Source organism: Nonomuraea sp. NPDC046570, assembly GCF_040645915.1.
Lineage (GTDB): Bacteria > Actinomycetota > Actinomycetes > Streptosporangiales > Streptosporangiaceae > Nonomuraea.
This window is the reverse complement of record NZ_JBEYZF010000003.1, coordinates 289,126-308,665: the sequence shown is the minus strand read 5'-3', so window position 1 is coordinate 308,665 and position 19,540 is coordinate 289,126. Positions and strand designations below refer to the sequence as shown.

The window sequence follows — 19,540 nt, the reverse complement described above, 5'->3', positions numbered from 1 at the left end:
CCTACTTTCGTCGTATCCAGCCCGCTGACCTGCGCCGGTAGCGTGGCGGGTATGAACGCGCGGGCCAGGAGGCTGACCGGAGACGTCGCGCTCGCCGCGGCCGTGGGCATGGTGGGCGTCGGCAGCGACCTGGCGATCAGCGGCGCGGTGCCGATGGTCCTGGTGCCCGACGTGCCCTGGCAGGGGCTGTGGGTGCAGGTCGCGGGCGCGGCGCTGCTGCTCGGGCGGCGGCGCTTCCCGCTCGCCGTGGCGCTGGCGATGATCCCGCTCGGCTACGTCGAGGTGCCGCTGGCCATGCCGTTCGCGCTGTACTCGCTCGGCGCCCACCGCGGCGACCGGCGGCTGCTGCTGGCGGTGGCCGGGCTGGCGCTGCTCACCCTGTCGCACCTGTGGGAGGCGCGCGACCCGGCCACGGCGCTGCACCTCATCTCCATCTGCGGCCTCGTCGTGGTGCCCGCGACGCTGCTCGGCCTCTACGCCGACAGCCTGCGACGGCTCAACACCGCACTCGCCGAACGGGCCGACCGGGCCGAACGCGAGCAGCGACTACTGGCCGAGCAGGCCAGGGCCGAGGAGCGCACCCGGCTCGCCCGCGAGATGCACGACGTGGTCACCCACCACGTCAGCCTGATGGTGCTGCAGGCCGGATCACTGCGGATGGCCGCGCCCACGCCCGAGGTGCGGCAGGCGGCCGAGGAGCTGCGGGCGACCGGACGGCGGGCCCTCGACGAGCTGCGCGAGGTCGTCGGCGTGCTGCACGACCGCCAGCCCGCCGACCTCGCCCCGGCGCCGACCCTGCTCGACGTCTCCCGCCTCGTCGCCGAGTCCGGGCTGCTGGTGTCGCTCCGCCAGGACGAGGGGATCGAGGTGTCGGCGCCGCTCGGCCGTACCGCCTACCGGGTGGTCCAGGAGGCACTGACCAACGTCCGCAAGCACGCGCCCGGCGCTCCGGTCCTGGTACGGCTGAGCCGCCACGACGGCGGCGTCCGCGTCGCGGTCAGCAACCAGCCGACGGCCCACCCGGCGCCCACGGACCTGCCGCCGTCCGGCACCGGCCTGCTCGGCCTGCGGCAGCGGGTGGAACTGGTCGGCGGCGCGTTCACCGCGGGCCCGACCGACGGCGGCGGCTTCCACCTGCTCGCCACCCTGCCCGGCAAGGGGACCACCCGTTGATCAGGATCCTGCTCGTGGACGACGAGCGCATGGTCTGCGCCCACCTGCGGGCGATCCTGTCGCGCGCCGACGACCTGGAGGTGGTGGGCGAGGCCCACGACGGCGCCGAGGCCGTCGAGGCGGTGGTACGGCTGGCGCCGGACGTCGTGCTGATGGACATCCGGATGCCCGGCGTCGACGGCCTGACCGCGACCGAACGCGCCTGCGAGCTGCCCGACCCACCCAAGATCATCATGCTGACCACCTTCGACCTGGACGAGTACGCGGTCCGGGCGCTGCGCGCGGGTGCGGTCGGCTTCCTGCTGAAGGACACCGACCCCGAGGACCTGGCCGACGTCGTCCGGGTCGCCGCCGAGGGCCACGCCGTCATCTCCCCGGCCCTGACCCGGCGGCTGATCTCGGCCTTCGCGCCCGGCGAGCCCGCCAGGCGCGCCGCCAGGGCGCTGGTGGCCGAGCTGACCGAGCGCGAGACCGAGGTGCTGACCTGCCTGGCGCAGGGGCTGTCCAACTCGCAGACCGGGGCCCGGCTGTTCCTCAGCGAGACGACGGTCAAGGGATACGTGTCCAGGCTGCTGGGCAAGCTCGGCTGCGCCAACCGCACCCAGGCCGCACTCCTGGCCTACGACGCCGACCTGGTCACCAGGACCTAGCGGCTTTCACAGGCCGTGGATGCGGCGGCCGGTGATCTGATGGGGGACGACGCGGATGTAGACGCGGCGATCTCCGCCGGCCCAGGTCTCCACCTCCACTTCGCCCGCCGGGACGTGATGGGCGGGCCCCTGGATGAGGACGCTCCAGCCCTCGTGCCGGGCCTCGTCGATCCGATCGACCTCGAAACCGATCTTGATGTCGACCCCTTCGAGCCCGGTCCGCAGATCCTGGTCCATCGGCCCGCCCTCCTGGGTACGGAAGACGACGGCGCCGTCGCGGAAGACGTAGTTGACGGGCAGCACGGTGGGACCGCCCAACCCGCTGAAGGCGACCCGGCCGATGCCGCCGGGCGCGATCAGGCGCAGGCACTCCCGCTCGTCCAGCTTCTCGAGCACCGGGCCGGGTAGGGGGCTGGTCATCGGCTTCTCCTCCACTCGCGGGTCCGTACGCCTCGACGCTAGGCCGCGCGGCAACGACCGGTCAGGGCCGTCTGGCCCCGATCGGGTGACGAAAGGCACTGGGAAGCCCCCTTTCCTCTGGAGTCAGATGGGGGCAAAGGAGGACAATCATGACTGGTCTGATCATCGTGGGAGTCGACGGCTCGGCTCCCAGCACGGCGGCCGTCGAATGGGCCGCCGACGACGCGATCCGGATGGGCGCACGCCTGCGGCTCGTGCACGTCCTGAATCGCTGGCCGTACGACATCACGGACGGGGACGACTACCTGGCCGAGGCGGCAGGGAAGGTGCTGGCGGCGGCCGAGGTGACCGCGCGTACCCGGCAGCCGGACGTCGAGGTGAGCACCCGGCTCATCGAGGGCGTCCCCTCGGCGGTGCTGCGCGAGCAGGAACAGGAGGCCACCGAGCTGGTCGTCGGCAGCCGAGGACTCGGCGGGTTCGCCGGGGCCGTCCTCGGATCGGTGAGCATGCACCTGGCCGGGCACGCGCACTGCCCCGTCGTGGTCGTCCGTCCCGGCCAGCAGGAGCGGCACGGCGAGATCGTGGTCGGCGTCGACGACTCCGACGCCTGCGAGGCCGCGCTCGGATACGCCTTCGAACAGGCCGGACTGCGCGGTGCCACGCTGCGCGCGATCCACGCCTGGCAGCTTCCCGTGCACGCCTTCGCCCCGGAGATCTCCTACGACCTGGACCAGATCCGCGCCGCCCAGCAGGAGGTCGCCACCCAGAGGCTCGCCGGATGGCGGGCGAAATACCCCGAGGTGCCGCTCATCGAGGACGTGCGGCGCGCACACCCCGTGGACGCGCTCACCGGCGTCGCGTGCGACCTGATCGTCGTCGGCTCCCACGGGCGCGGCGCCATCGGCTCGCTGCTCCTCGGGTCGGTGAGCAGGGGCGTACTCCACCACGCGCGCTGCGCCGTCGCCGTGGTCCGGCCGTAGGAAGGGGGCGGCACAATGCCGATCAAGGTGAGCGACGTGATGGGGCGGGTGGCGATCGCCGTACGCCAGGACGCGCGTTTCGGCGACATCGTCGCCGCGATGAAACGGTACGCCGTCGGGGCCGTGACGGTCGTCGACGCCGACCACCGGCCCATCGGCGTGGTGACCCAGGACGACCTCCTCCTCAAGGAGACCGACCCGGTACGGCACCGCACCACGATCTTCGAGGGCGCCGGAATCCGGCAGGAGCACAGAAAGGCGGCCGCGACCATCGCGGGGGAGCTGATGACCTCCCCCGCCATCACCGTCACCCCCGGCACCCCGGTACGGGACGCGGCCCGCACCATGCACGAGAAGAAGATCAGGCAGCTCCCCGTGATCGACCCGGCGACCGGCCGCATCACCGGGACCGTGCACCAGGCGGACCTGCTCCGCGTCTTCGAGCGCCCCGTGAACGAGCTGTGGGCCGAGGTCGAGGAGACCATCCGCGACGTCGTCCGGGTGGACCCCCGCACGCTGTCGATCGGCGTCGACGGCGGGATCGTCACGATCGCCGGACAGGTCGGCAGCCGCTCGCAAGCCCTCCAGCTCGCCGAGTCGGTCCGTCGACTGGAAGGCGTCATCGACGTCACCTGCGAGCTGACCTTCACCAGGGACGACGTGCTGCTGTGAGGGTTACTGCAGGCGACGGCTCAGCGCAGGCGGCGGCGCGGCGGGGGCTGCGGCGCGGTGGGGGCGGCTGTGGCCCGGCGGGGGCCGGCTGGACCCGGACGTCGATACGGGCCGCGCTGCCCGATCACCGGGTTGAGGTCCAGTTGCCGCCGATGACCTGGTTCGCCCGAGTTGCTGATGATCGCGATCTGCCCTCCGATGGGCAGCGGCTGGGGCACCGGCAGTTTCGCCGTGTCGAGCAGCTCCTGCACGGAAGGCACCCCAGCCCGGTGACCTGCCGCGTCCTCGGGTTGACCAGGTAGATCTGCCTGTCGTACCCGTTGCCGATCGGGTTGCGCAGCACTCGATGCCTGACAGCGGTCGGCGACCAGCTCCCGCCGCCGGGTGCTCCAGCAGGAGGTGCCGACCGTGACCGTGCACCCCGTCGTCGAGAGGATCGCCAGAGTGGCCTCAACGGTCAGACCCGGGGACCGAGGTCCTCCCTGTGGGTGACCTTCGGCCACTGCCGTGACCGCCCGCCGCGCGATGGCATGGAGACAGTCCGGCAGCCGTCACACGGCCTCGCGAGGAGTACCGATGAGCGTCGAAGAACTGACCGCCAGCAGGTGATGACCCGGGTGCTCGTGGTCGTCAGGCCTGAGGAGTCCCCGCTCATGGCGTGGGAACTGATGCGCCGCGCCGGCGTGCACCACCTGCCGGTCGTCGACCGCGAGGCCCACCTGGTGGGCGTACTCACCAGGGAGGACCTCACCTCCGCCTGGTCCGGTGGCCCCGAGGCGCAGTCACGGCTGCACGTGCACACGCTGCTCGGAGGCCGGGTGACGCCGCTCGTGGGCCCCGGCGATCCGCTGCCCAGCGTCGCCGCCGCCATGCTGGACGCCGGATGCGACGCCGTACCCGTGATCGCCGAGGACCGCGGCGCGCTCCTGGGACTGATCACCGCCAGGGACGTCCTCGAAGCCGTCGCCGGGCGCGAGAAGAACGGCGACGGGACGGAGGAGATCGTCACCGGCATGTTCCGCCTGGAGCCGGTACTGCCGTGAACCCGCTTCGGACACCATCGTGATCATGGAGGTAGAGATGCCAATCGAAGTCAGGGACGTGATGGGGCGGGTCGCCATCGCGGTGAACATGGGAGCCTCATTCGCCGACATCGTGGCGACCATGAAGCGGTACGCCGTGGGCGCCGTCACCGTCATCGACGCCGACCGGCGGCCGGTGGGCATGGTCTCCGGGGAGGATCTGCTGCTCAAGGACACGGACGCGGTGTGCTTCGAGGGCAGGGCGGCGACCGGCTGCACCGCGGCCGAGCTCATGACCTCACCGGCCGTCACCGTCACCCCGGAGACGCCACTCGAGGAGGCGGCCCAGCTGATGCGCGAGAAGAACGTCAAGCAACTCCCCGTGATCGACCCCCTCACCGCCCGCGTCCTCGGCACCCTCCACCAGCCCGACGTGCTACGCGCCCTCACACGCTCGGCGGCCCCGTCATCGCTCTAGCGACGCGCTAACGCATGGGGCATCCGTCCCTCTGGTGGCGCGCTCTGACGCGTGGACGTCCGTCCCTCTGGTGACGCTGTCGCTCTACGGGCGCCCGTTTACGCGCGGATACCCGCCGCTACCCTGTCGGCGGCTCGTGGCCGAGCCGGTGCGCGTCATGTGGTGGCGGGCTCGGCCAGTGGGGTGAAGAGGGCGCCGAGCCGGTTCACGGCCGACGGGATGATCCAGTAGTAGACCCAGGTGCCGCGGCGTTCGCTGTCGATCAGCCCGGCGGTGCGCAGCACCTTGAGGTGATGGGAGATGGTCGGCGCAGTCAGGTCAAAGGCGTCGGTCAGGTCGCACACGCACGCCTCGCCGCCCGCGTGCGAGCCGATCATCGACAGCAGGCGCAGCCGCACCGGATCCGCGACCGCCTTCAGCAGCACCGCCAGCTCGGCCGCGTCGGACTCCGCGAGCGGCTCGCGCACGATCGGCGCGCAGCACTGGACGGTCATAGCACTACCTCCTACTTCGACAACTGTCTAAAAGATAGGCGATGGCAGGCGAGCAGGTCGAACACGGCCCCACGCACACAACGGCCACCGCCCCCATCGCCAACGACGTACCCCGGCGACCTGCGCCACCACCACCTCACCCCACCGCCACCTCACCCTGCGCCCGCTGTACGACGCGCTGCACGACATGATCAACGCCACCTCACCCCACCGCCACTTCACCCCACCGCCACCTCCACTCGGCGGCGCCCCGCCCTGGCGGTGGTGGCGAAGACGATGCGACCAGCGCCTGCGTAGGCGGTCGTGCCGTAACAGGGGGCTACGAGGTGCGGCTGGGTGGTGGCATCGACGCAGAGCCCAAGCCCGACCCCGAACTCAAGCCCAAGCCCGACCCTGAACTCAAGCCCGACCCTGAACTCAAGCCCGACCCCGAGCCCAAGTCCGACCCCAGGCCCGACCCCGACCCCGACCCCGACCCGACCCCGGGCCAGAGCCCGAGCCGAGCCCAAGCCCGAACAGCGGCACACAGCTGATCGAGCCCAGCACGCTCGCGCCAACCAGGGGCAGGAGCGCACCGCCGCGGCATAGAGGGTGTGGATCGCCGCCGCGGTGATCGCTGTTCCTTCCGGGCCTCTCTGATTTGAAGTCAGTTGAAGTAATGCGGTGTCGGGGCGGCAAATGTCAAGGAATGCCGGGGCCGGTCATGCCGCCGAGGCTGAGATTGTTGCCGCGACGCAGACGGCCCAGCCAGGACGGAGGTCGCCTGCCAGGTCCGAGCCGGAACGCCTCCAGCAGCCAGTCGGCCAGCCGGTCACGATCCACGACGACCATGTCGTGCTCCTGGGCCGTCCGAGTCGCCTGCGCGCTCAGGTAGTGCGACGTCACCAGAACTCCTTGGTGGGCCTGGTACGCCCGGGCCTGCAGCGCCCCGACGAAGTCGCGTACGTCGCCCGGACCCACATGACGGCTGTAGTACTTGCACTGCAGCGCGTACGCCTGCCCGTCCGGTGAGATCCCGAGCACGTCGACGCCTCCGTCACCGGCGCCCCCGATGACACGGACCTTGCGGAAACCGTCACGGCGCAGCAACTCGGCGGCCAGTTCCTCGAACCGGCGCGGATCGAGCCGATCCAGCCCCGCCCGCACCAACGCGTCCTTCCGGTACGCCGCCCCGAGCCGGCGAACCACCAGCACGCCGACACCCAGCACGATACCGAGCGCCACGACCCCGCCGGCCAGCGGCATCCAGGCGGACCGCAGGAAGTCGAGCGCCAGCGGAACCACGAAGATCACCGCTAGCAGGGCGGCCGGCCACAGCGGGTTGATCTTTCTTCCGCGCCGCCGACGGGTGGTGCGTTTCCGTGCTGGTGATCTACGCCTCGCCATCGAGACCTCCAGGGGGAAGGGGTGATGACTGAGAGTGTGCACGGCGCCACTGACAAAATCCGGGGCTCATCCGAACTGGAGCACTGGGGGAGCGGCTCACCCCGGCTACTGACGGAGCGGCACGCCCCGAACTGGAGCTTCAGTGCCGAGAGTGCGGCCCGCCCGAACTGGAGCGTCGGCTACCAGGGGACGGCTCAGGCGAACCGGCGCGTCGCTATCGAGGGAAGCGTAGATAGCCGGGCGGAACGTGGTCGACGAGCCAGACACCGTTGGCGCTGCACCGGAACCCGTGCCCGGCCGCATACATCCCCGCCGCGTCCACGACCAGCACCACCGGCACGCCCCGGCGGGCCCCAACCCGAGTCGCGGTGTCACGGTCCGGCGACAGGTGTACATGGTGACGGCTCATCGGCCGCAGCCCTTCCGCCTTGATGACCCCCACGCTGCGGGAGACGGTGCCGTGAAAGAGCACCGCCGGCGGCTCGGCGACCGGCAGATCCAGATCCACGCGCACCGAGTGCCCCTGGCTGGCCCGGATCCTGCCGTCCTCAATCACATACCGCCGCTTGTCATTACCCTCGACAACCTGCTCCAACTCCTCCCGCGAAACCACGAACCCATGCGCGGCGGCAGCGGCCAGCAGCACCTCCACTTCCACCCAGCCCTGCGCGTCGAGCGTCACCCCAATCCGCTCAGGCTGATGCCGCAGATGCTTGGCCAGATACTTCGAAACCCGCACCGTACGTCGTTCGTCCATCACGACTTCCCCGCCAATGTGGGCGGCTCACCCATAAGAACCGCCATAATCATCTCGCTCAAGCGTATCGCTTCGTGTTGGAGCCTTCCCGTTAATCTCAACACAAGATCTTCCATCACTGGATCTCCTGCGACACGGCTAAATGGCAATGGGAGCTTGGTGCGTTTCATGACAGACCTCATTCCGAGTAGGCGGTCGCGTGCGGGAAATCCGCTACCTAGCTGCGGACCGCGCAACCGGACTGGGGCGATCTATCGGCTGAACTACGGTCGGGTGTGGTCTCACCCGTGATTGATGGAAGTTCGACGAGGGTGAGATAACCCCAGCTCGCTTTCTCCTCGCCACGGTCAGGAATACCAGTGCGCCCGGAGGAGCGTTGTAGCTTCCTGTGGAGGGCGCCGCACCGCTGACCATGGAGTCCGACCGCTATGCAGTTCGTGAAGAATCACTGCGGGACGCGCTGTTCTCCTTTCATGGTCCGTTGTAGGACGTGGACCTCGACCCGGTTCACAAAGAATTGCACCGGACTCGACTGCCGAACCCTCGGGACCTTCTGTGAGAATCTTCATACCGGGCAGACGTGCTCGAATGGGGCCACGATGTCGACAACTTCTACGCCACGTCGACGTACCAGATCTTCAAGCCCCTGGCATGGGACTGTCGGCGATCTCCGACCTGAAACCCATGCTGGGAGAGCCGTCGTGGAGGGTGGGACGGCACCCTGTTGGCCACCGTGATCGCGCCATGCCCCCGGGAGGGAACGGGCCGTGCAGGAGTAGCATCGGTTGCCGGAGAAGGTGGGGTTGTGGTGTGAGCCGCTGGTGGGACTGTCGTTGGGGCCGTGCCTGCTGCCCGCGCTGAGGCCGGACCGGTGGTATGAGTGATGGAGCGACGGGGGCTGCCGCCCGCCACCACGGCCGCGGTCTGCGGTGCGCTCGCCGACGTCTCCGAGCTCGGCGGCTATTTCGAGTTCGGCGTCGGCCCGATCGCCCCTGGATGGCGCCCGCTCACCGATCTGGTCGGCGACCGGGACATCCTGGAGGCCAGGATCGCCGATGTGGCCGCCAGGCTCGGCACCGGCGAGACCAGGGTGGCCGCCTCCATCCTGTTCCAGGGCCTGGCCGCCCGCCTGTGGTCGCCGCCCTTCGGCGCGGCCGTGGCCCACGACCTGCTCGTCCGCCTCGCGCCCGGCGACGTGCACTGGCTGCCCACCCCCAGTGGTCCGCTGCCGCTGCGCGCTGCCCGACCGAAAGGCTGGGAAGCCGCCGAGCCCTCGTGGATCGCCGAGCCGCTGTACCGCACTGTGGTGACCGGCCTGCTGGAGCCGCTGGCCGCCACCGTCCAGAGCATCGCGAAGATCGCGCCCGGCCTGCTGTGGGGCAACGCCGCCTCCGCCCTGGCCGGAACCGCTACCGCCCTCGCCCGGCAACGGCCCGGCCTGTCCGCGCGGGCGGTGGACCTCGCCCGCGACCTGCTGGAGCTGGGACACCTGCGCGGCGCCGGCGAGTTCGCCGAGCCCGCCCCCGGGCGTCACTTCTTCGTCCGGCGTAGCTGCTGCCTCTACTACCGCGTGCCCGGCGGCGGCACCTGCGGGGACTGCTCCTTGATCACCCCCGCCGCCCGCCGCGAGCAGTGGGCGCGAGCGGTGCGGGAGAAGTCCTGAGCCGGGCCGCCCAGGCGGGAAGCCACCAGTTCCAGCGGCCCATCATCGCCACGACCGCCGGGACCAGGACGCCCCGGATGAGGGTGGCGTCCAGCAGGATGCCCAGCGCCAGGCCGCTGGCGAAGACCTTCACGTCCAGTTCGGGGGTCATGGCGAGGGCGGCGAAGGAGGCGAACAGGATCAGCGCCGCCGAGGTGACCAGCCGTCCGGTACGGCCGACGCCCTCGACGACCGCCTGGTGGGTGTCGCCGGTCCGGTCGTACTCCTCCCGCATGCGGGCCAGGATGAACACCTCGTAGTCCATGCTGAGGCCGTACAGGAACGCGAAGATCGTGAGCGGGACGAACTCGCCGATCGAACCGGTGGGCTGGATGTCCAGGAGTTCCCGCGTGCCCCAGCCGTACTGCCACAGCAGCACCATCGCGCCGATCACCGCGCCCAGCGACAGCAGGTTCAGCGCGATCGCCTTCAGCGGCAGCAGCAGCGAACGGAACGCCCGCGCCAGCATCACGTATGTGACCAGCGCGATCAGGCCCAGCATCCATGGGAACGCGCCGTAGGCGTGCGCCTGGAAGTCCATGCTCTGCGCCATGTTCCCGCCGACCCGCACGCTGCCGGGGGCCGCCTCGCGAATCCTGGTGATCGTCGCCGCGCCCGCCTCGGTGCCGTTCTCGGCGACCGGCAGCACGGAGACGACCGCCGTGCCCTCCCGCCGCCACGCGGAGGTGGCCGGGGCGAGCACGGCCGACACCCCGTCGACTCGCCTGAGCAGGTCGGCGGTCGGGGCGGGGTCGCCGGTCACCAGCACGTCGATCGGCGTGATCGACCCGGTGGGGACGCCCGCACCGGTGAGCGCGGCCAGGCCCGTGTGCCCGGGGCCCGCGGTCAGTAGGTTGCGGCTCTCGGGCAGGCCGAGGTTGACGCCGAGCCCGGTCACGGCCAGCGCCAGCAGCAGGCCGCCGGAGACCAGCGCGGCCGGCACGCGCAGCCGTACCACGCCGCGGGCCCACGCCGACCACGCCCGGCCCGCGCGGGCCTCCCGCCGGAAGCGCGCGGCGGGGGAGCCGCTACGGTCCAGGCGGCGGCCCGCGAGGGCGAGGAGGACGGGCAGCACGGTCAGCGTCGCGGTCACGCTCACCGCCGCGATGACCATCCCGGCCAGGCCGAGACTGCGCAGGAACGGCACCGGCAGCACGACCATCGTCACCAGCCCGACGGCCACCGCCGCGCCGCTGAACACGATCGCCCGCCCGGCGCCCGCCATCGCCCGGTGCACCGCCTCGTCGCCGCGGTGGCCGTTCGCCTGCTCCTCCCGCCAGCGGGCCACCAGCAGCAACGAGTAGTCGACCGCGATGCCCAGCCCGAGCAGCGGCATCGTGGTCAGCGCCACATCGTGCACGGTCATCACGAAGGTCAGCAGCAGGATCACGACGAACGACCCGAAGACGGCCAGCACCGAGATGAGGATCGGCGCCAGCGCCAGCGCCGACCGGAACACCAGGAACAGCACCACGACGGCCGCGAGCACCCCGATGCCGATCTTCGCGGGCACGTCCACGCCGCCCGCGTCCACGCTCGGCGCCAGCGTGTCCAGCCCGGTGACGTGCACGGCCGTGCCAGGCGGCAGGTGCGGGGTCATGGCCGCGACGATGACAGGGCTCTCGTCGGGCGTCTCACCCAGCCCGCCGCCCGGCGGGCTCCCGTCGGAGTAGGTCCCGGGGAACACCAGCCCGAACGTGGTACGGCGATCGCCGCCCACCAGCCGCGGATCGCCCGTGTCGGCGTAGGACACGACGCGGGCCCGCGGCAGCCTCGCGGACACGGCGGCGAACGCCCTGCCGACCGCCTCCTTGCCCGCCTCCACGTCCGTGCCCTCCGGCAGCACGACGACCGGCACGAACGGCCGCTGGTAGCCACCGTTGCCGTAGATCCGGACGATCTCCTGGTTGGCGTCGAACGCGGGCATCCCCGGATGGGCGTACTCCTCGGACAGGCGCTGGATCGCGATCGGCGTGGCACCCACCCCGGCGAGGAACGCCAGCGAGGCCAGTAACGCGACCAGACCCTTGCGGCCGAGGACGAATACCGACAGTTTCTTCATGGGATCAGCGCAACAGAGCGGAATGTGACCGCCATGTGAGCGGCGTTGGACGGGCATGTTCACATGGATCTCCAAGCCACGTCCCGGGCCGGACCCGCGAGACTGGAGCGCGTGAGCCGCATTCTTGTCGTGGACGATGAGCCCTACCTCGCCGACCTGGTCGCCACGGTCCTGCGATACGAAGGATTCGAGACGGCCACCGCCGCCTGCGGAGCCGAGGCGATCGCGATGAGCGGCTCCTTCGAGCCCGACCTGATCGTGCTGGACGTGATGCTGCCGGACGTGGCGGGCACCGAGGTGTGCCGGCGGATCCGCGCGGCCGGGTCACAGGTGCCCGTGGTGTTCCTGACCGCGAAGGACTCGACCGAGGACAAGATCGGCGGGTTGACGGTCGGCGGCGACGACTATGTGACCAAGCCGTTCAGCCTGGGCGAGCTGACCGCGCGGGTCAAGGCCGTGCTGCGCCGTACCCTGCGGGCCGAGCCGGAGACCGGCCTGCTCACGTTCACCGACCTGGTCATGGACGAGGACTCCTACGAGGTACGGCGGGCGGGCACCCTGCTCGATCTGACCCCGACGGAGCACAAACTGCTCCGCTTCCTGCTGATCAACGCCGGAAAAGTCATGACAAAGCGCCAAATCCTGGACCATGTGTGGGAGTACGACTTCGGCGGTAACGACAGTGTCGTGCTCACCTACATCTGCTACCTGCGCCGCAAGGTGGACGCCTTCGACCCGCCGCTCATCCACACCGTGCCCCGCGTCGGGTACGTGCTGCGCCTGCCCAGGAAGCCGTGATGTCGCTGCGCGTCCGCCTCGTCCTGACCGTCGTCGGCCTGCTGGCCCTCGCACTGGCCCTCGCGACCGGCGCCACGTTCGGCGCCCTGCAGGACTGGCGCGGCCCCGGCGACTCCCGCCTGCTCGCCCTCACCACGCCCGAACAGTTGCTCGCCGCCTCCGACGAACTGACCGAACGCGTCACCTACGTCCTGATCGGCTCCTCGGCGTTCGGCCTCGCCTGCCTGACCCTCCTCGCCGCCCATCTGATCCGGCGGGGGCTGCGACCGCTCGACCGGATCGTCGAGACCGCGGCCGCGATCGGCGGCGGCGACCTCTCCCGCCGCGTCGGGACGGCCCCGCCCGGCACCGAGGTGGGCCGGCTCGGCGACGCCCTCAACGCGATGCTCGGCCAGCTCGAACACGCCTTCACCGAGCGCGGAGCCTCCGAGGAGCGGCTGCGCAGGTTCGTCGCCGACGCCTCCCACGAACTGCGCACCCCGATCGCCACCATCCGCGGCTACGCCGAGCTCTTCAGGTACGGCGCCGCCACCCGGCAGGCCGACCTGGACAAGGCCATGCGCCGGATCGAGGCCGAGGCGACCCGGATGGGCTCGCTGGTGGACGAGCTGCTCCTGCTCGCCCGCCTCGACCAGGGCCGCCCGCTGGACCGCGCCCCCGTCGAGCTGACCGAACTCGCCGCCGACGCCGTGGCCGACACCCTCGCGATCGAGCCCGACCGGCCGCTCTCCCTGGAGCACGACGGCCCCGCCGAGGTGCCGGGCGACGCGGCCAGGCTCCGCCAGGTACTCGGCAACCTGCTGGCCAACGTGCTCGACCACACCCCCTCCGGCACGGCGGCGACGGTCAGGGTCGGGGTGGCGGGCGGGCTGGCGGTGATCGAGGTCGCAGACGAGGGGCCCGGGATGACGGACGAGCGGGCCGCGCTCGTCTTCGAGCGCTTCTACCGGGGCGAGCGCCGCCACGGGGACGGCGCCCGCCACGGCGGCGCCGGTCTCGGCCTGTCCATCGTCTCGGCCGTCGTCACCGCCCACGGCGGCGACGTCTCCGTCACCTCCGCCCCGGGAACAGGCACCACCTTCCGGGTACGGCTACCGCTCGGGTGAGCTCCGGATCAGAACATTCTCCGGAGAACGGGCGCGAGGGACGCCGCGGTCAGGTCGGGGGTCAGGGCACGGTGCAGCATGAGGCCGTCGACCGTGGCCATGAACACCGAGGCGGTCTCGCCCGGCGCGGCCACCCCGTGCTCGGCGAGCAGACGGGTGAGCAGGCGGCGGAAGTCGTCGACGATTGTGCCCGCCGCCGCCCGCAGCTCCTCGTCACGGGCCGCGGCCAGGTACGTCTCCACGAACAGCAGCGACATGGGATCGCGTCCGCTGAAGCCGTCCAGGGAGGCGGTCATCGTCTCCAGGAGCTCCTCGGGGCTCGCGGCGCCCTCCAGGAGCGGGCCGAGGCCGTCGAGCAGCTCGCGGATCCTGCCGAGCGCGGCCTCGGCCAGCAGCGCCTGCAGCGAGGCGAAGTGGTAGTGCACCAGCCCGGGGGCGACGCCCGCCCGGTCGGCCAGCACGCGGGTGCTGACCGCCATCCAGCCGAGCTCGGGGATGAGGTCGGCGGCCGTGCTCAGCAGTCGCCGCCGCACCTGACGCCCTCGCTCAGCCGCGGAAGGTGATGCCATCGGACCTCCTGGTCGCTCGCCTTGGGTGATCGCCCAGGACGCCGGTTCAACAGGATAGCAAGCGCGGGTACGTCACCGGCCTGGTCGGTCGCTTGGGTTGCCGCACTTTGGGACGGCGCCCGCGCGGGGCGCCGTCCCGTTGGCTGGATCAGTATCCGCGGGTGAGTCTCACGCCGGGCCCGACGACGCGCGGGATCCCGATGTTGTCGATCAGGTTGCCCGAGGAGGCGAGGGACATCGAATCGCCCTCCGCCTTCTTGAAGAGCATCCCGGTCTCCTGCTTGGTTCCGTGCCCGAGGATGGTGTTCCCGGTCACCGCCGCGTGCCCGGCTCCGTAGTTCACGCCGTCGAGGGCGAGGTAGACGAAGTTGGTCTCGGGCGGGAGCGGGCCGGTGAGGGACTTGGCGCGCTCCGCCGGCGCCGTACCGAGCTTGTGAGACTTCCGGAACTCGGCCAGCGCGTTGGGCGGCGGCAGGAACTTGTGGATCCGGTTGTTGTTGATCGTGGTGGCGGCCTCGCCCTGCAGGTCACAGCGGACGCCGTAGTAGGTCTCCTTCGCCTTCCCCTCCGAGCCGAAGTCCTCGATGTAGTTGTTCTGGATCGAGGTGCCGAAGCAGCGGTGGGCGTCGATCGCGTGCTTCGGAGACGCGTACAGGTGCAGTTCGCTGAACGTCCATCCGGCCGCGTTCTCGGTCTCGATGGCGCTGGCGCCGCTGAAGCCGATCCAGGACCGCTGGAACGTCCAGTCGGTGACCGAGTTGCCCGGGTCGATCACCTTGAGGCCGGAAGCGCCCGCGCCCTCGATGTAGACGTCGCTGATGACGCTGTTCACCATGGTGTTGCGGAGCAGCGTGCCGTTCTTGGACGGGTTGCTGATCCGGATGCCGTCGGTCGGGGCGCCGAAGATGTCCACGTCGTAGACGCGGGTGTTCCACGAGCGCAGCATCAGGCCCACGGTGCCGGTGTTGTGGTCCCGGTTGCCGTCGAGCGTGAGCCGCTCGATGCGTACGGTGTCGGAGCTGTACTCCTGGTCGGTGACCCAGGACGCGGAGGCCAGCATGGCCGGCAGGTTGGCGCCGTCCGCCTGCTTGATCACCGCTCCGGCCTTCGCGTCGCCCCGGTAGGTACGGCGGTCAAGCAGGCTGATGGTCGCGTTGATCAGGCACGGGCCCTTGATGACGATCTCGTCGCCCTCGTGGGAGGAGTCGATCGCGGCCTGCAGAGTCGCCGCGTCCGTGGCGGTGTTGCCGCAGGTGGCGTCCACCCGGGCGGCCGAAGCGGGAAGTACCGGCAAGGCCACCGCGATCCCGGTGGCGGCCACGGTGAGTGCGATGGCGCCGACCATTGGTCGAAACTTTAATCTAGGCACGTTCTGTCCCCTTCCAGATCTGCCAGAGATGATCTGAGGGCACAGCGCGATCAGCGCACGAGACTACCCCCGTCTCGCGCGTGCCCCCGATTCTCGAGCATCATGGCAGGTTTCACCAAGATCCGTGATCTTTTAGAAGGAGTGCCACAAATGGGGCAACCACTGGTGCGTGGTTCTCTCAACGGCCGGAATGTCCCCCCACCGTGCAGCCCGCTCAGAAAAGATAACGTAAAGTGATGAACCGAAGGCGCGGGGTAACTGGACCGTGTTGGTATGAGCCGCACGGCCCCTACCAGGAACAGGAACCCCATGCCTCGAACCTTCGCGCGTGGCGTCGCCCTGAGCGTCGCGCTGCTGCTCGCCTCCGGATGCGGCGGAGCCTCGGGCTCCAGCGCTGAACGCCCGGGCGCGACCTTCACCCCGCTGCCGATCTCGACCCCCGGCAAGGCGACGCATCCCGCCGGCAAGCACGGCGCGACGCACGGCCCGGTGAAGATCCGCCGCAAGCACCCCCGGCAGGTGCCGGGGCCGGCCCGCATCAGGCCGGTGACCCGGCCCGCCGTACGGTCCGGTGTCCACCCTGGCTCCTTCTGCTCCCCGGCCGGTGCCCTCGGGCGTACGAAGACCGGCACGCTCATGAAGTGCGTGTCGCGGGGCGGCGGCCACGCCCGCTGGCGCAGCGGCTGAGACGGCTGGCTGGTGCACACGCCCGGTTCTCGCCCGGCGGCTACCTCGAGAAGTTTCGGCTCGCCACCTCGCCAGGTTGGACGATCGGCCGCCAAGGGCGGAGCGAGACGACCGTCACCCCGGGCGTCGTGTAGTAGGGATCCTCCGATCGTCAAGGTCGAGCCGGGCGCGGTGGCCGTCCTTGACCCGGCGGCGTTGCACGCCCGTGCCGGGAACGCGCGCGCGTGACCCGGTCCGGCCGGACGTGGCGCTGATGGACCTGCGCATGCCCGGCCTGGACGGCGTCGGCGCGACCGAGCGCCGCCTCATCGAGAGATGACCGCCCCCTGGTGCGGTATCCGGCGCCGACCCGGGTGGTCGAGGCCTGGACTAGGGACTTTGGTCCCTACCTGCGGAGATTCGGGTGAGGCACAGTAGGGCCATGCCGTACCACGCCGACCCGCCGGTCCGCCTGCACAGGGAAGCGTCCCGGGCGGAGTCTCTTCGTCTGCTCCGCGACGCCGATCTGGGCCGGATCGTCTTCATCAGCAGGGCGGTGCCCGCCATCCGCCTCGTCAGCCACATCGTCCGCGACGATCACATCGTCATCGGCACCGGATACGACCCCGAGATCGCCTCCGTGCTGCGGCGGCCGGGGCTGACCCAGGTGATCTACCAGGCGGACCTGATCGCCCCGGACACCCGTCTCGGCTGGAGCATCACGGCGACCGGGCGGGCGGGGCTCATCGAGGACGAGGGCGAACTGGACCGGTTCCGGCCGCTGCTGCGCGGCTGGACCGGCCAGGATCTCGACCTATTCGTGCAGATCCGCCCGGAGCTGGTCACCGGAGTCGTCGTCGGAGCCCGGTCATGAGGACCGGACAAGCGCGCCAGATCAACGAACTCTCCCGCGAGCAGGCGCTGGAGCTGCTGGGCACGGTCTCGCTCGGACGGGTCGTGTTCACCCGCAACGCGCTGCCCGCCATCCGCCCGGTCAACCACATCGTCGACGGTGAGGCGATCATCATCCGCAGCCACCTGGGCGCGGCGATCGTCTCCCACTCCGACGGGCCGCGCGGCGCGGTGGTCGCCTACGAGGCCGACAACCTCGACCCCGACGCGCACCTGGGCTGGAGCGTCATCGTCACCGGCACCGCGCACATCATCCGCGAACCCGCGGCGATCGCCCGCTACGAGCGGCTGCTGCGCCCGTGGGTGGCCCGCGAGATGGACTACGTCATCTCCATCCACGCCGACATGATCACCGGCATCGAGCTGATCCCCGAAACCTGACCGACCGCCCAAGGTCCCAGGAACCGACCGACCGCCCCGGAGTCCGGGGCGGTCGGTCGGGTTTTCGTCAGACGCCCGCCCACGAGGTGACCGGGACGGTGTCGTCCCGTGCCCAGGTGAAGTCGGCGTGCACGCCCACCACCCCGTCGATCCGCTCCGCCCCGCAGACGATGGCGTCCGCCTCGCTGCGCCGGTCGGTCCGCCCGGTGAGCCCGACCACCCCCTGGGCCACCGTGATCTCCAGATGCGCGGCCTGCGTGACGCACGCCAGCCCGCGCAGCTCCCGCTCGATCTCGGCGTCCTGCCGGACGAACACCTTGAGCAGGTCGCCGCGGCTGACGATGCCGATCAGCCCACCCTCGGCGTCCAGCACCGGCAGGCGCTTGACGCCGTGCCGGTCCATCAGGCGGGCCGCGCGGACCACGGAGAAGTCCGGCTTGGCGACGATCGCGGGCGAGGTCATCAGATCGCCCGCGGTCTCGCCCTCGGCCTTGCGGAAGGTGTCGCCCTCCGCGCCGAACCCGTGCCGGAGCCGGGCACGCAGCGGCGGCCGGTAGCGGTCGCCCGCGAAGCGCTGCCTGAACTCCTCCTTGCGCAGCAGGTCCGCCGCCGACACCACGCCCAGCACGCGATCGTCCTCGTCGACCACCGGCAGGCCGCTGACGCCGGACTCGACGAGGATCTCGGCGACCATCTGGAAGGGGGTGGTGTCGTGGACGGCCACCACGTCGGTGGTCATCAGGTCGGCGACGGTCATTCTCATGAGACGGCCTTTCGGGTCTGGTGGGCGAACGCGGTGTGGCCGGTCTCCAGCTCGGCCGCGGGACGGCGGGGCGAGCGCGGTACGGCGGGGCCGTACCCGAACCTGATGATCATCTGGGGGTGGCCGCGGCGGTGTTGCGGGTCGCAGCGGTGGCGCATGTCGCGCAGGTCCAGCGGCTGGTTCAGGAAGGACGCCGAGACCCCGTGCGCGGTCGCGACCAGCAGCACCCGCTGCAGCGCCTGGCCCGCCCGCAGCCAGTCCAGGGGCCGGTCGCCGGGCGTGGTGAGCACGGCGAGCTGGGGACGCGGCTCGAACGGGACGCCCGGCCCGCGCCGCCCGAAGTCCCGGGTCGGCGGCAGGTCGCCGGACGGGCGCGGCCCGTGCACGTAGCCGGGCACGCCGTCGTGGCAGGCGCCGGGCATCGTCCAGGCGTCCCGCTCGGCCAGGTAGGCCGGGTCCCCGGACAGCTCGTCCTCGGCCATGACCGCGTACTCCAGCAGTTCTGCGGCGTCGGCCGGGATCAGGTTGGCGCCCTCCCAGCTCGCGGCGACGCGCAGCTCGGCCATCACCCGGGGCGGCACCCGCCGGACGCTGAACGGCTGCCGGTTGGTGCGCCGCAGCGGGATGCAGTCGTACAGGCCGCGCTCCTCGGGAGAGGGCGCACCCGCCGCGGTCATCCGTACCCGCGCCAGCACCTCGGGGTGCTTCGGCGACGGACGCAGCCGCACCTGCGGGCGCTGCCCGGCCACCCGGAGCGCCAGCCTGAGGTTGAACAGGGCGGCGCCGCAGCTCACGAGCTGCGAGCGGCCACGCGGGTCGCTCACCCTGAGCCGCCTGCCGGGGTCGGCCAGCAACTCGATCGCCTCCTGGCGGATCACCGTGAACCGCCACGGCTGGGTGTTGAACACGGACGGCGCCTGCCCGGCGGCGACGAGCAGCCGGCGGACCCCGAGTTCGGTGGCAAGGGGTGAGCCCATGGGCCCCTCCTTCGTCGGAACGGTTACCCCCGACGCTCCTCCCGACCGCCCGCCCGCAGCAGGGCCGTACGGCCCGCACGGCCGGGACTTTGGTCCGGCGACCGGCGACGACCAAGGTCCCCGCTAGCCGGGCCGCCCGCCCCTACGCCGGACCGGCCCCCACCGGCCACTCTTGCATCGCCTCCCCCGCGACCCCTTGATTC

At 71.2% G+C, this 19,540-nt stretch carries 24 protein-coding genes; 14 read left to right on the top strand and 10 right to left on the bottom strand.

Features of this window, described 5'->3' with window-relative positions; genetic code table 11:
* The first annotated feature begins 51 nt into the window (after nt 1–51).
* Nucleotides 52–1,173, top strand: coding sequence for a histidine kinase (locus tag ABZ911_RS07550; protein ID WP_358052971.1), 1,122 nt, complete (start codon nt 52–54; stop codon nt 1,171–1,173).
* The gene (locus tag ABZ911_RS07545; protein ID WP_358052969.1) at nt 1,170–1,823 is read left to right on the top strand and encodes a response regulator transcription factor; all 654 of its coding nucleotides are present in this window, start codon (nt 1,170–1,172) and stop codon (nt 1,821–1,823) included. The genes ABZ911_RS07550 and ABZ911_RS07545 overlap by 4 nt, the downstream gene beginning before the upstream one ends.
* A 6-nt stretch (nt 1,824–1,829) precedes the next feature.
* Here the strand turns inward: ABZ911_RS07545 and ABZ911_RS07540 are convergent, their stop codons facing one another.
* Nucleotides 1,830–2,243 carry a pyridoxamine 5'-phosphate oxidase family protein gene (locus tag ABZ911_RS07540; RefSeq protein WP_358052967.1) on the bottom strand — a complete coding sequence of 138 codons (414 nt, stop codon included), beginning with the start codon at nt 2,241–2,243 and terminating at the stop codon, nt 1,830–1,832.
* Between the two features lie 149 nt (nt 2,244–2,392).
* Here ABZ911_RS07540 and ABZ911_RS07535 point away from each other — a divergent pair, with 149 nt between their 5' ends.
* The gene (locus ABZ911_RS07535; RefSeq protein ID WP_358052965.1) at nt 2,393–3,223 is read left to right on the top strand and encodes a universal stress protein; all 831 of its coding nucleotides are present in this window, start codon (nt 2,393–2,395) and stop codon (nt 3,221–3,223) included.
* A gap of 15 nt (nt 3,224–3,238) precedes the next feature.
* Nucleotides 3,239–3,895: a CBS domain-containing protein gene (locus ABZ911_RS07530; protein ID WP_358052963.1), complete on the top strand. Its 657-nt coding sequence runs from the start codon at nt 3,239–3,241 to the stop codon at nt 3,893–3,895.
* 20 nt (nt 3,896–3,915) lie between these two features.
* Here ABZ911_RS07530 and ABZ911_RS07525 read toward each other — a convergent pair whose 3' ends face one another.
* Nucleotides 3,916–4,146 carry a hypothetical protein gene (locus ABZ911_RS07525; RefSeq protein WP_358052961.1) on the bottom strand — a complete coding sequence of 77 codons (231 nt, stop codon included), beginning with the start codon at nt 4,144–4,146 and terminating at the stop codon, nt 3,916–3,918.
* Between the two features lie 357 nt (nt 4,147–4,503).
* Here ABZ911_RS07525 and ABZ911_RS07520 point away from each other — a divergent pair, with 357 nt between their 5' ends.
* Both ABZ911_RS07520 and ABZ911_RS07515 read left to right on the top strand, forming a co-directional pair.
* On the top strand, nt 4,504–4,938 hold the full coding sequence (locus tag ABZ911_RS07520) for a CBS domain-containing protein (protein ID WP_358052959.1): 435 nt from the start codon (nt 4,504–4,506) through the stop codon (nt 4,936–4,938).
* Nucleotides 4,939–4,975: 37 nt separating this feature from the next.
* Nucleotides 4,976–5,395, top strand: coding sequence for a CBS domain-containing protein (locus ABZ911_RS07515; RefSeq protein ID WP_358052957.1), 420 nt, complete (start codon nt 4,976–4,978; stop codon nt 5,393–5,395).
* A 155-nt stretch (nt 5,396–5,550) separates the two neighbouring features.
* Here the strand turns inward: ABZ911_RS07515 and ABZ911_RS07510 are convergent, their stop codons facing one another.
* Complete coding sequence (locus tag ABZ911_RS07510) at nt 5,551–5,889, bottom strand: metalloregulator ArsR/SmtB family transcription factor (protein WP_358052955.1); 339 nt, start codon at nt 5,887–5,889, stop codon at nt 5,551–5,553.
* 326 nt (nt 5,890–6,215) lie between these two features.
* On the opposite strand from ABZ911_RS07510, the gene ABZ911_RS07505 reads away from it, so the two are divergent.
* Nucleotides 6,216–6,422 carry a hypothetical protein gene (locus ABZ911_RS07505; RefSeq protein ID WP_358052953.1) on the top strand — a complete coding sequence of 69 codons (207 nt, stop codon included), beginning with the start codon at nt 6,216–6,218 and terminating at the stop codon, nt 6,420–6,422.
* 148 nt (nt 6,423–6,570) lie between these two features.
* Here the strand turns inward: ABZ911_RS07505 and ABZ911_RS07500 are convergent, their stop codons facing one another.
* A complete protein-coding gene (locus ABZ911_RS07500; RefSeq protein WP_358052951.1) occupies nt 6,571–7,182 on the bottom strand; it encodes a restriction endonuclease in 612 nt (203 codons plus the stop codon).
* Nucleotides 7,183–7,489: 307 nt separating this feature from the next.
* The gene (locus ABZ911_RS07495) at nt 7,490–8,032 is read right to left on the bottom strand and encodes an RNA 2'-phosphotransferase (RefSeq protein ID WP_358052949.1); all 543 of its coding nucleotides are present in this window, start codon (nt 8,030–8,032) and stop codon (nt 7,490–7,492) included.
* Between the two features lie 883 nt (nt 8,033–8,915).
* Here ABZ911_RS07495 and ABZ911_RS07490 point away from each other — a divergent pair.
* Nucleotides 8,916–9,695 carry a (2Fe-2S)-binding protein gene (locus ABZ911_RS07490; protein WP_358052947.1) on the top strand — a complete coding sequence of 260 codons (780 nt, stop codon included), beginning with the start codon at nt 8,916–8,918 and terminating at the stop codon, nt 9,693–9,695.
* On the opposite strand, the gene ABZ911_RS07485 is transcribed toward ABZ911_RS07490, so the two are convergent.
* Entirely contained in the window at nt 9,640–11,796 is a 2,157-nt protein-coding gene (locus tag ABZ911_RS07485) for an MMPL family transporter (protein ID WP_358052945.1), read from the bottom strand. The genes ABZ911_RS07490 and ABZ911_RS07485 overlap by 56 nt on opposite strands.
* A gap of 111 nt (nt 11,797–11,907) precedes the next feature.
* Here ABZ911_RS07485 and ABZ911_RS07480 point away from each other — a divergent pair, with 111 nt between their 5' ends.
* Entirely contained in the window at nt 11,908–12,594 is a 687-nt protein-coding gene (locus tag ABZ911_RS07480) for a response regulator transcription factor (RefSeq protein ID WP_358052943.1), read from the top strand.
* Nucleotides 12,594–13,700, top strand: a complete 1,107-nt coding sequence (locus ABZ911_RS07475) for a HAMP domain-containing sensor histidine kinase (RefSeq protein ID WP_358052941.1) — start codon at nt 12,594–12,596, stop codon at nt 13,698–13,700. The genes ABZ911_RS07480 and ABZ911_RS07475 overlap by 1 nt, the downstream gene beginning before the upstream one ends.
* Before the next feature lie 8 nt (nt 13,701–13,708).
* Here the strand turns inward: ABZ911_RS07475 and ABZ911_RS07470 are convergent, their stop codons facing one another.
* Together ABZ911_RS07470 and ABZ911_RS07465 are read right to left on the bottom strand one after the other, a co-directional pair.
* Nucleotides 13,709–14,269 (bottom strand): TetR family transcriptional regulator, encoded by a 561-nt coding sequence (locus ABZ911_RS07470; RefSeq protein WP_358052939.1) that lies wholly within the window; start codon nt 14,267–14,269, stop codon nt 13,709–13,711.
* 148 nt (nt 14,270–14,417) lie between these two features.
* Nucleotides 14,418–15,614, bottom strand: coding sequence for a hypothetical protein (locus ABZ911_RS07465; protein WP_358052938.1), 1,197 nt, complete (start codon nt 15,612–15,614; stop codon nt 14,418–14,420).
* Nucleotides 15,615–15,947: 333 nt separating this feature from the next.
* Between ABZ911_RS07465 and ABZ911_RS07460 the strand changes: the two genes are divergently transcribed.
* From ABZ911_RS07460 to ABZ911_RS07445, 4 genes are all read left to right on the top strand, one after another.
* On the top strand, nt 15,948–16,325 hold the full coding sequence (locus tag ABZ911_RS07460; protein WP_358052936.1) for a hypothetical protein: 378 nt from the start codon (nt 15,948–15,950) through the stop codon (nt 16,323–16,325).
* A 181-nt stretch (nt 16,326–16,506) separates the two neighbouring features.
* Nucleotides 16,507–16,644: a hypothetical protein gene (locus ABZ911_RS07455; RefSeq protein WP_358052934.1), complete on the top strand. Its 138-nt coding sequence runs from the start codon at nt 16,507–16,509 to the stop codon at nt 16,642–16,644.
* Nucleotides 16,645–16,728: 84 nt separating this feature from the next.
* Nucleotides 16,729–17,178 (top strand): pyridoxamine 5'-phosphate oxidase family protein, encoded by a 450-nt coding sequence (locus ABZ911_RS07450; protein ID WP_358052932.1) that lies wholly within the window; start codon nt 16,729–16,731, stop codon nt 17,176–17,178.
* On the top strand, nt 17,175–17,597 hold the full coding sequence (locus tag ABZ911_RS07445) for a pyridoxamine 5'-phosphate oxidase family protein (protein ID WP_358052931.1): 423 nt from the start codon (nt 17,175–17,177) through the stop codon (nt 17,595–17,597). Before ABZ911_RS07450 ends, ABZ911_RS07445 begins: the two co-directional genes overlap by 4 nt.
* A gap of 67 nt (nt 17,598–17,664) precedes the next feature.
* On the opposite strand, the gene ABZ911_RS07440 is transcribed toward ABZ911_RS07445, so the two are convergent.
* Nucleotides 17,665–18,360 carry a CBS domain-containing protein gene (locus ABZ911_RS07440; protein ID WP_358052929.1) on the bottom strand — a complete coding sequence of 232 codons (696 nt, stop codon included), beginning with the start codon at nt 18,358–18,360 and terminating at the stop codon, nt 17,665–17,667.
* Nucleotides 18,357–19,337 (bottom strand): nitroreductase family protein, encoded by a 981-nt coding sequence (locus ABZ911_RS07435; RefSeq protein ID WP_358052927.1) that lies wholly within the window; start codon nt 19,335–19,337, stop codon nt 18,357–18,359. The genes ABZ911_RS07440 and ABZ911_RS07435 overlap by 4 nt, the downstream gene beginning before the upstream one ends.
* Nucleotides 19,338–19,540 lie beyond the last annotated feature (203 nt).

Excerpts from the sequence above, each read along its gene's own strand:
- ABZ911_RS07550 (WP_358052971.1), top strand. The coding sequence starts at position 52 with ATGAACGCGCGGGCCAGGAGGCTGACCGGAGACGTCGCGCTCGCCGCG.
- ABZ911_RS07540 (WP_358052967.1), bottom strand. The coding sequence starts at position 2,243 with ATGACCAGCCCCCTACCCGGCCCGGTGCTCGAGAAGCTGGACGAGCGG.
- ABZ911_RS07535 (WP_358052965.1), top strand. The coding sequence starts at position 2,393 with ATGACTGGTCTGATCATCGTGGGAGTCGACGGCTCGGCTCCCAGCACG.
- ABZ911_RS07530 (WP_358052963.1), top strand. The coding sequence starts at position 3,239 with ATGCCGATCAAGGTGAGCGACGTGATGGGGCGGGTGGCGATCGCCGTA.
- ABZ911_RS07520 (WP_358052959.1), top strand. The coding sequence starts at position 4,504 with ATGACCCGGGTGCTCGTGGTCGTCAGGCCTGAGGAGTCCCCGCTCATG.
- ABZ911_RS07515 (WP_358052957.1), top strand. The coding sequence starts at position 4,976 with ATGCCAATCGAAGTCAGGGACGTGATGGGGCGGGTCGCCATCGCGGTG.
- ABZ911_RS07510 (WP_358052955.1), bottom strand. The coding sequence starts at position 5,889 with ATGACCGTCCAGTGCTGCGCGCCGATCGTGCGCGAGCCGCTCGCGGAG.
- ABZ911_RS07495 (WP_358052949.1), bottom strand. The coding sequence starts at position 8,032 with ATGGACGAACGACGTACGGTGCGGGTTTCGAAGTATCTGGCCAAGCAT.
- ABZ911_RS07490 (WP_358052947.1), top strand. The coding sequence starts at position 8,916 with ATGGAGCGACGGGGGCTGCCGCCCGCCACCACGGCCGCGGTCTGCGGT.
- ABZ911_RS07485 (WP_358052945.1), bottom strand. The coding sequence starts at position 11,796 with ATGAAGAAACTGTCGGTATTCGTCCTCGGCCGCAAGGGTCTGGTCGCG.
- ABZ911_RS07475 (WP_358052941.1), top strand. The coding sequence starts at position 12,594 with ATGTCGCTGCGCGTCCGCCTCGTCCTGACCGTCGTCGGCCTGCTGGCC.
- ABZ911_RS07470 (WP_358052939.1), bottom strand. The coding sequence starts at position 14,269 with ATGGCATCACCTTCCGCGGCTGAGCGAGGGCGTCAGGTGCGGCGGCGA.
- ABZ911_RS07465 (WP_358052938.1), bottom strand. The coding sequence starts at position 15,614 with ATGGTCGGCGCCATCGCACTCACCGTGGCCGCCACCGGGATCGCGGTG.
- ABZ911_RS07460 (WP_358052936.1), top strand. The coding sequence starts at position 15,948 with ATGCCTCGAACCTTCGCGCGTGGCGTCGCCCTGAGCGTCGCGCTGCTG.
- ABZ911_RS07445 (WP_358052931.1), top strand. The coding sequence starts at position 17,175 with ATGAGGACCGGACAAGCGCGCCAGATCAACGAACTCTCCCGCGAGCAG.
- ABZ911_RS07440 (WP_358052929.1), bottom strand. The coding sequence starts at position 18,360 with ATGAGAATGACCGTCGCCGACCTGATGACCACCGACGTGGTGGCCGTC.
- ABZ911_RS07435 (WP_358052927.1), bottom strand. The coding sequence starts at position 19,337 with ATGGGCTCACCCCTTGCCACCGAACTCGGGGTCCGCCGGCTGCTCGTC.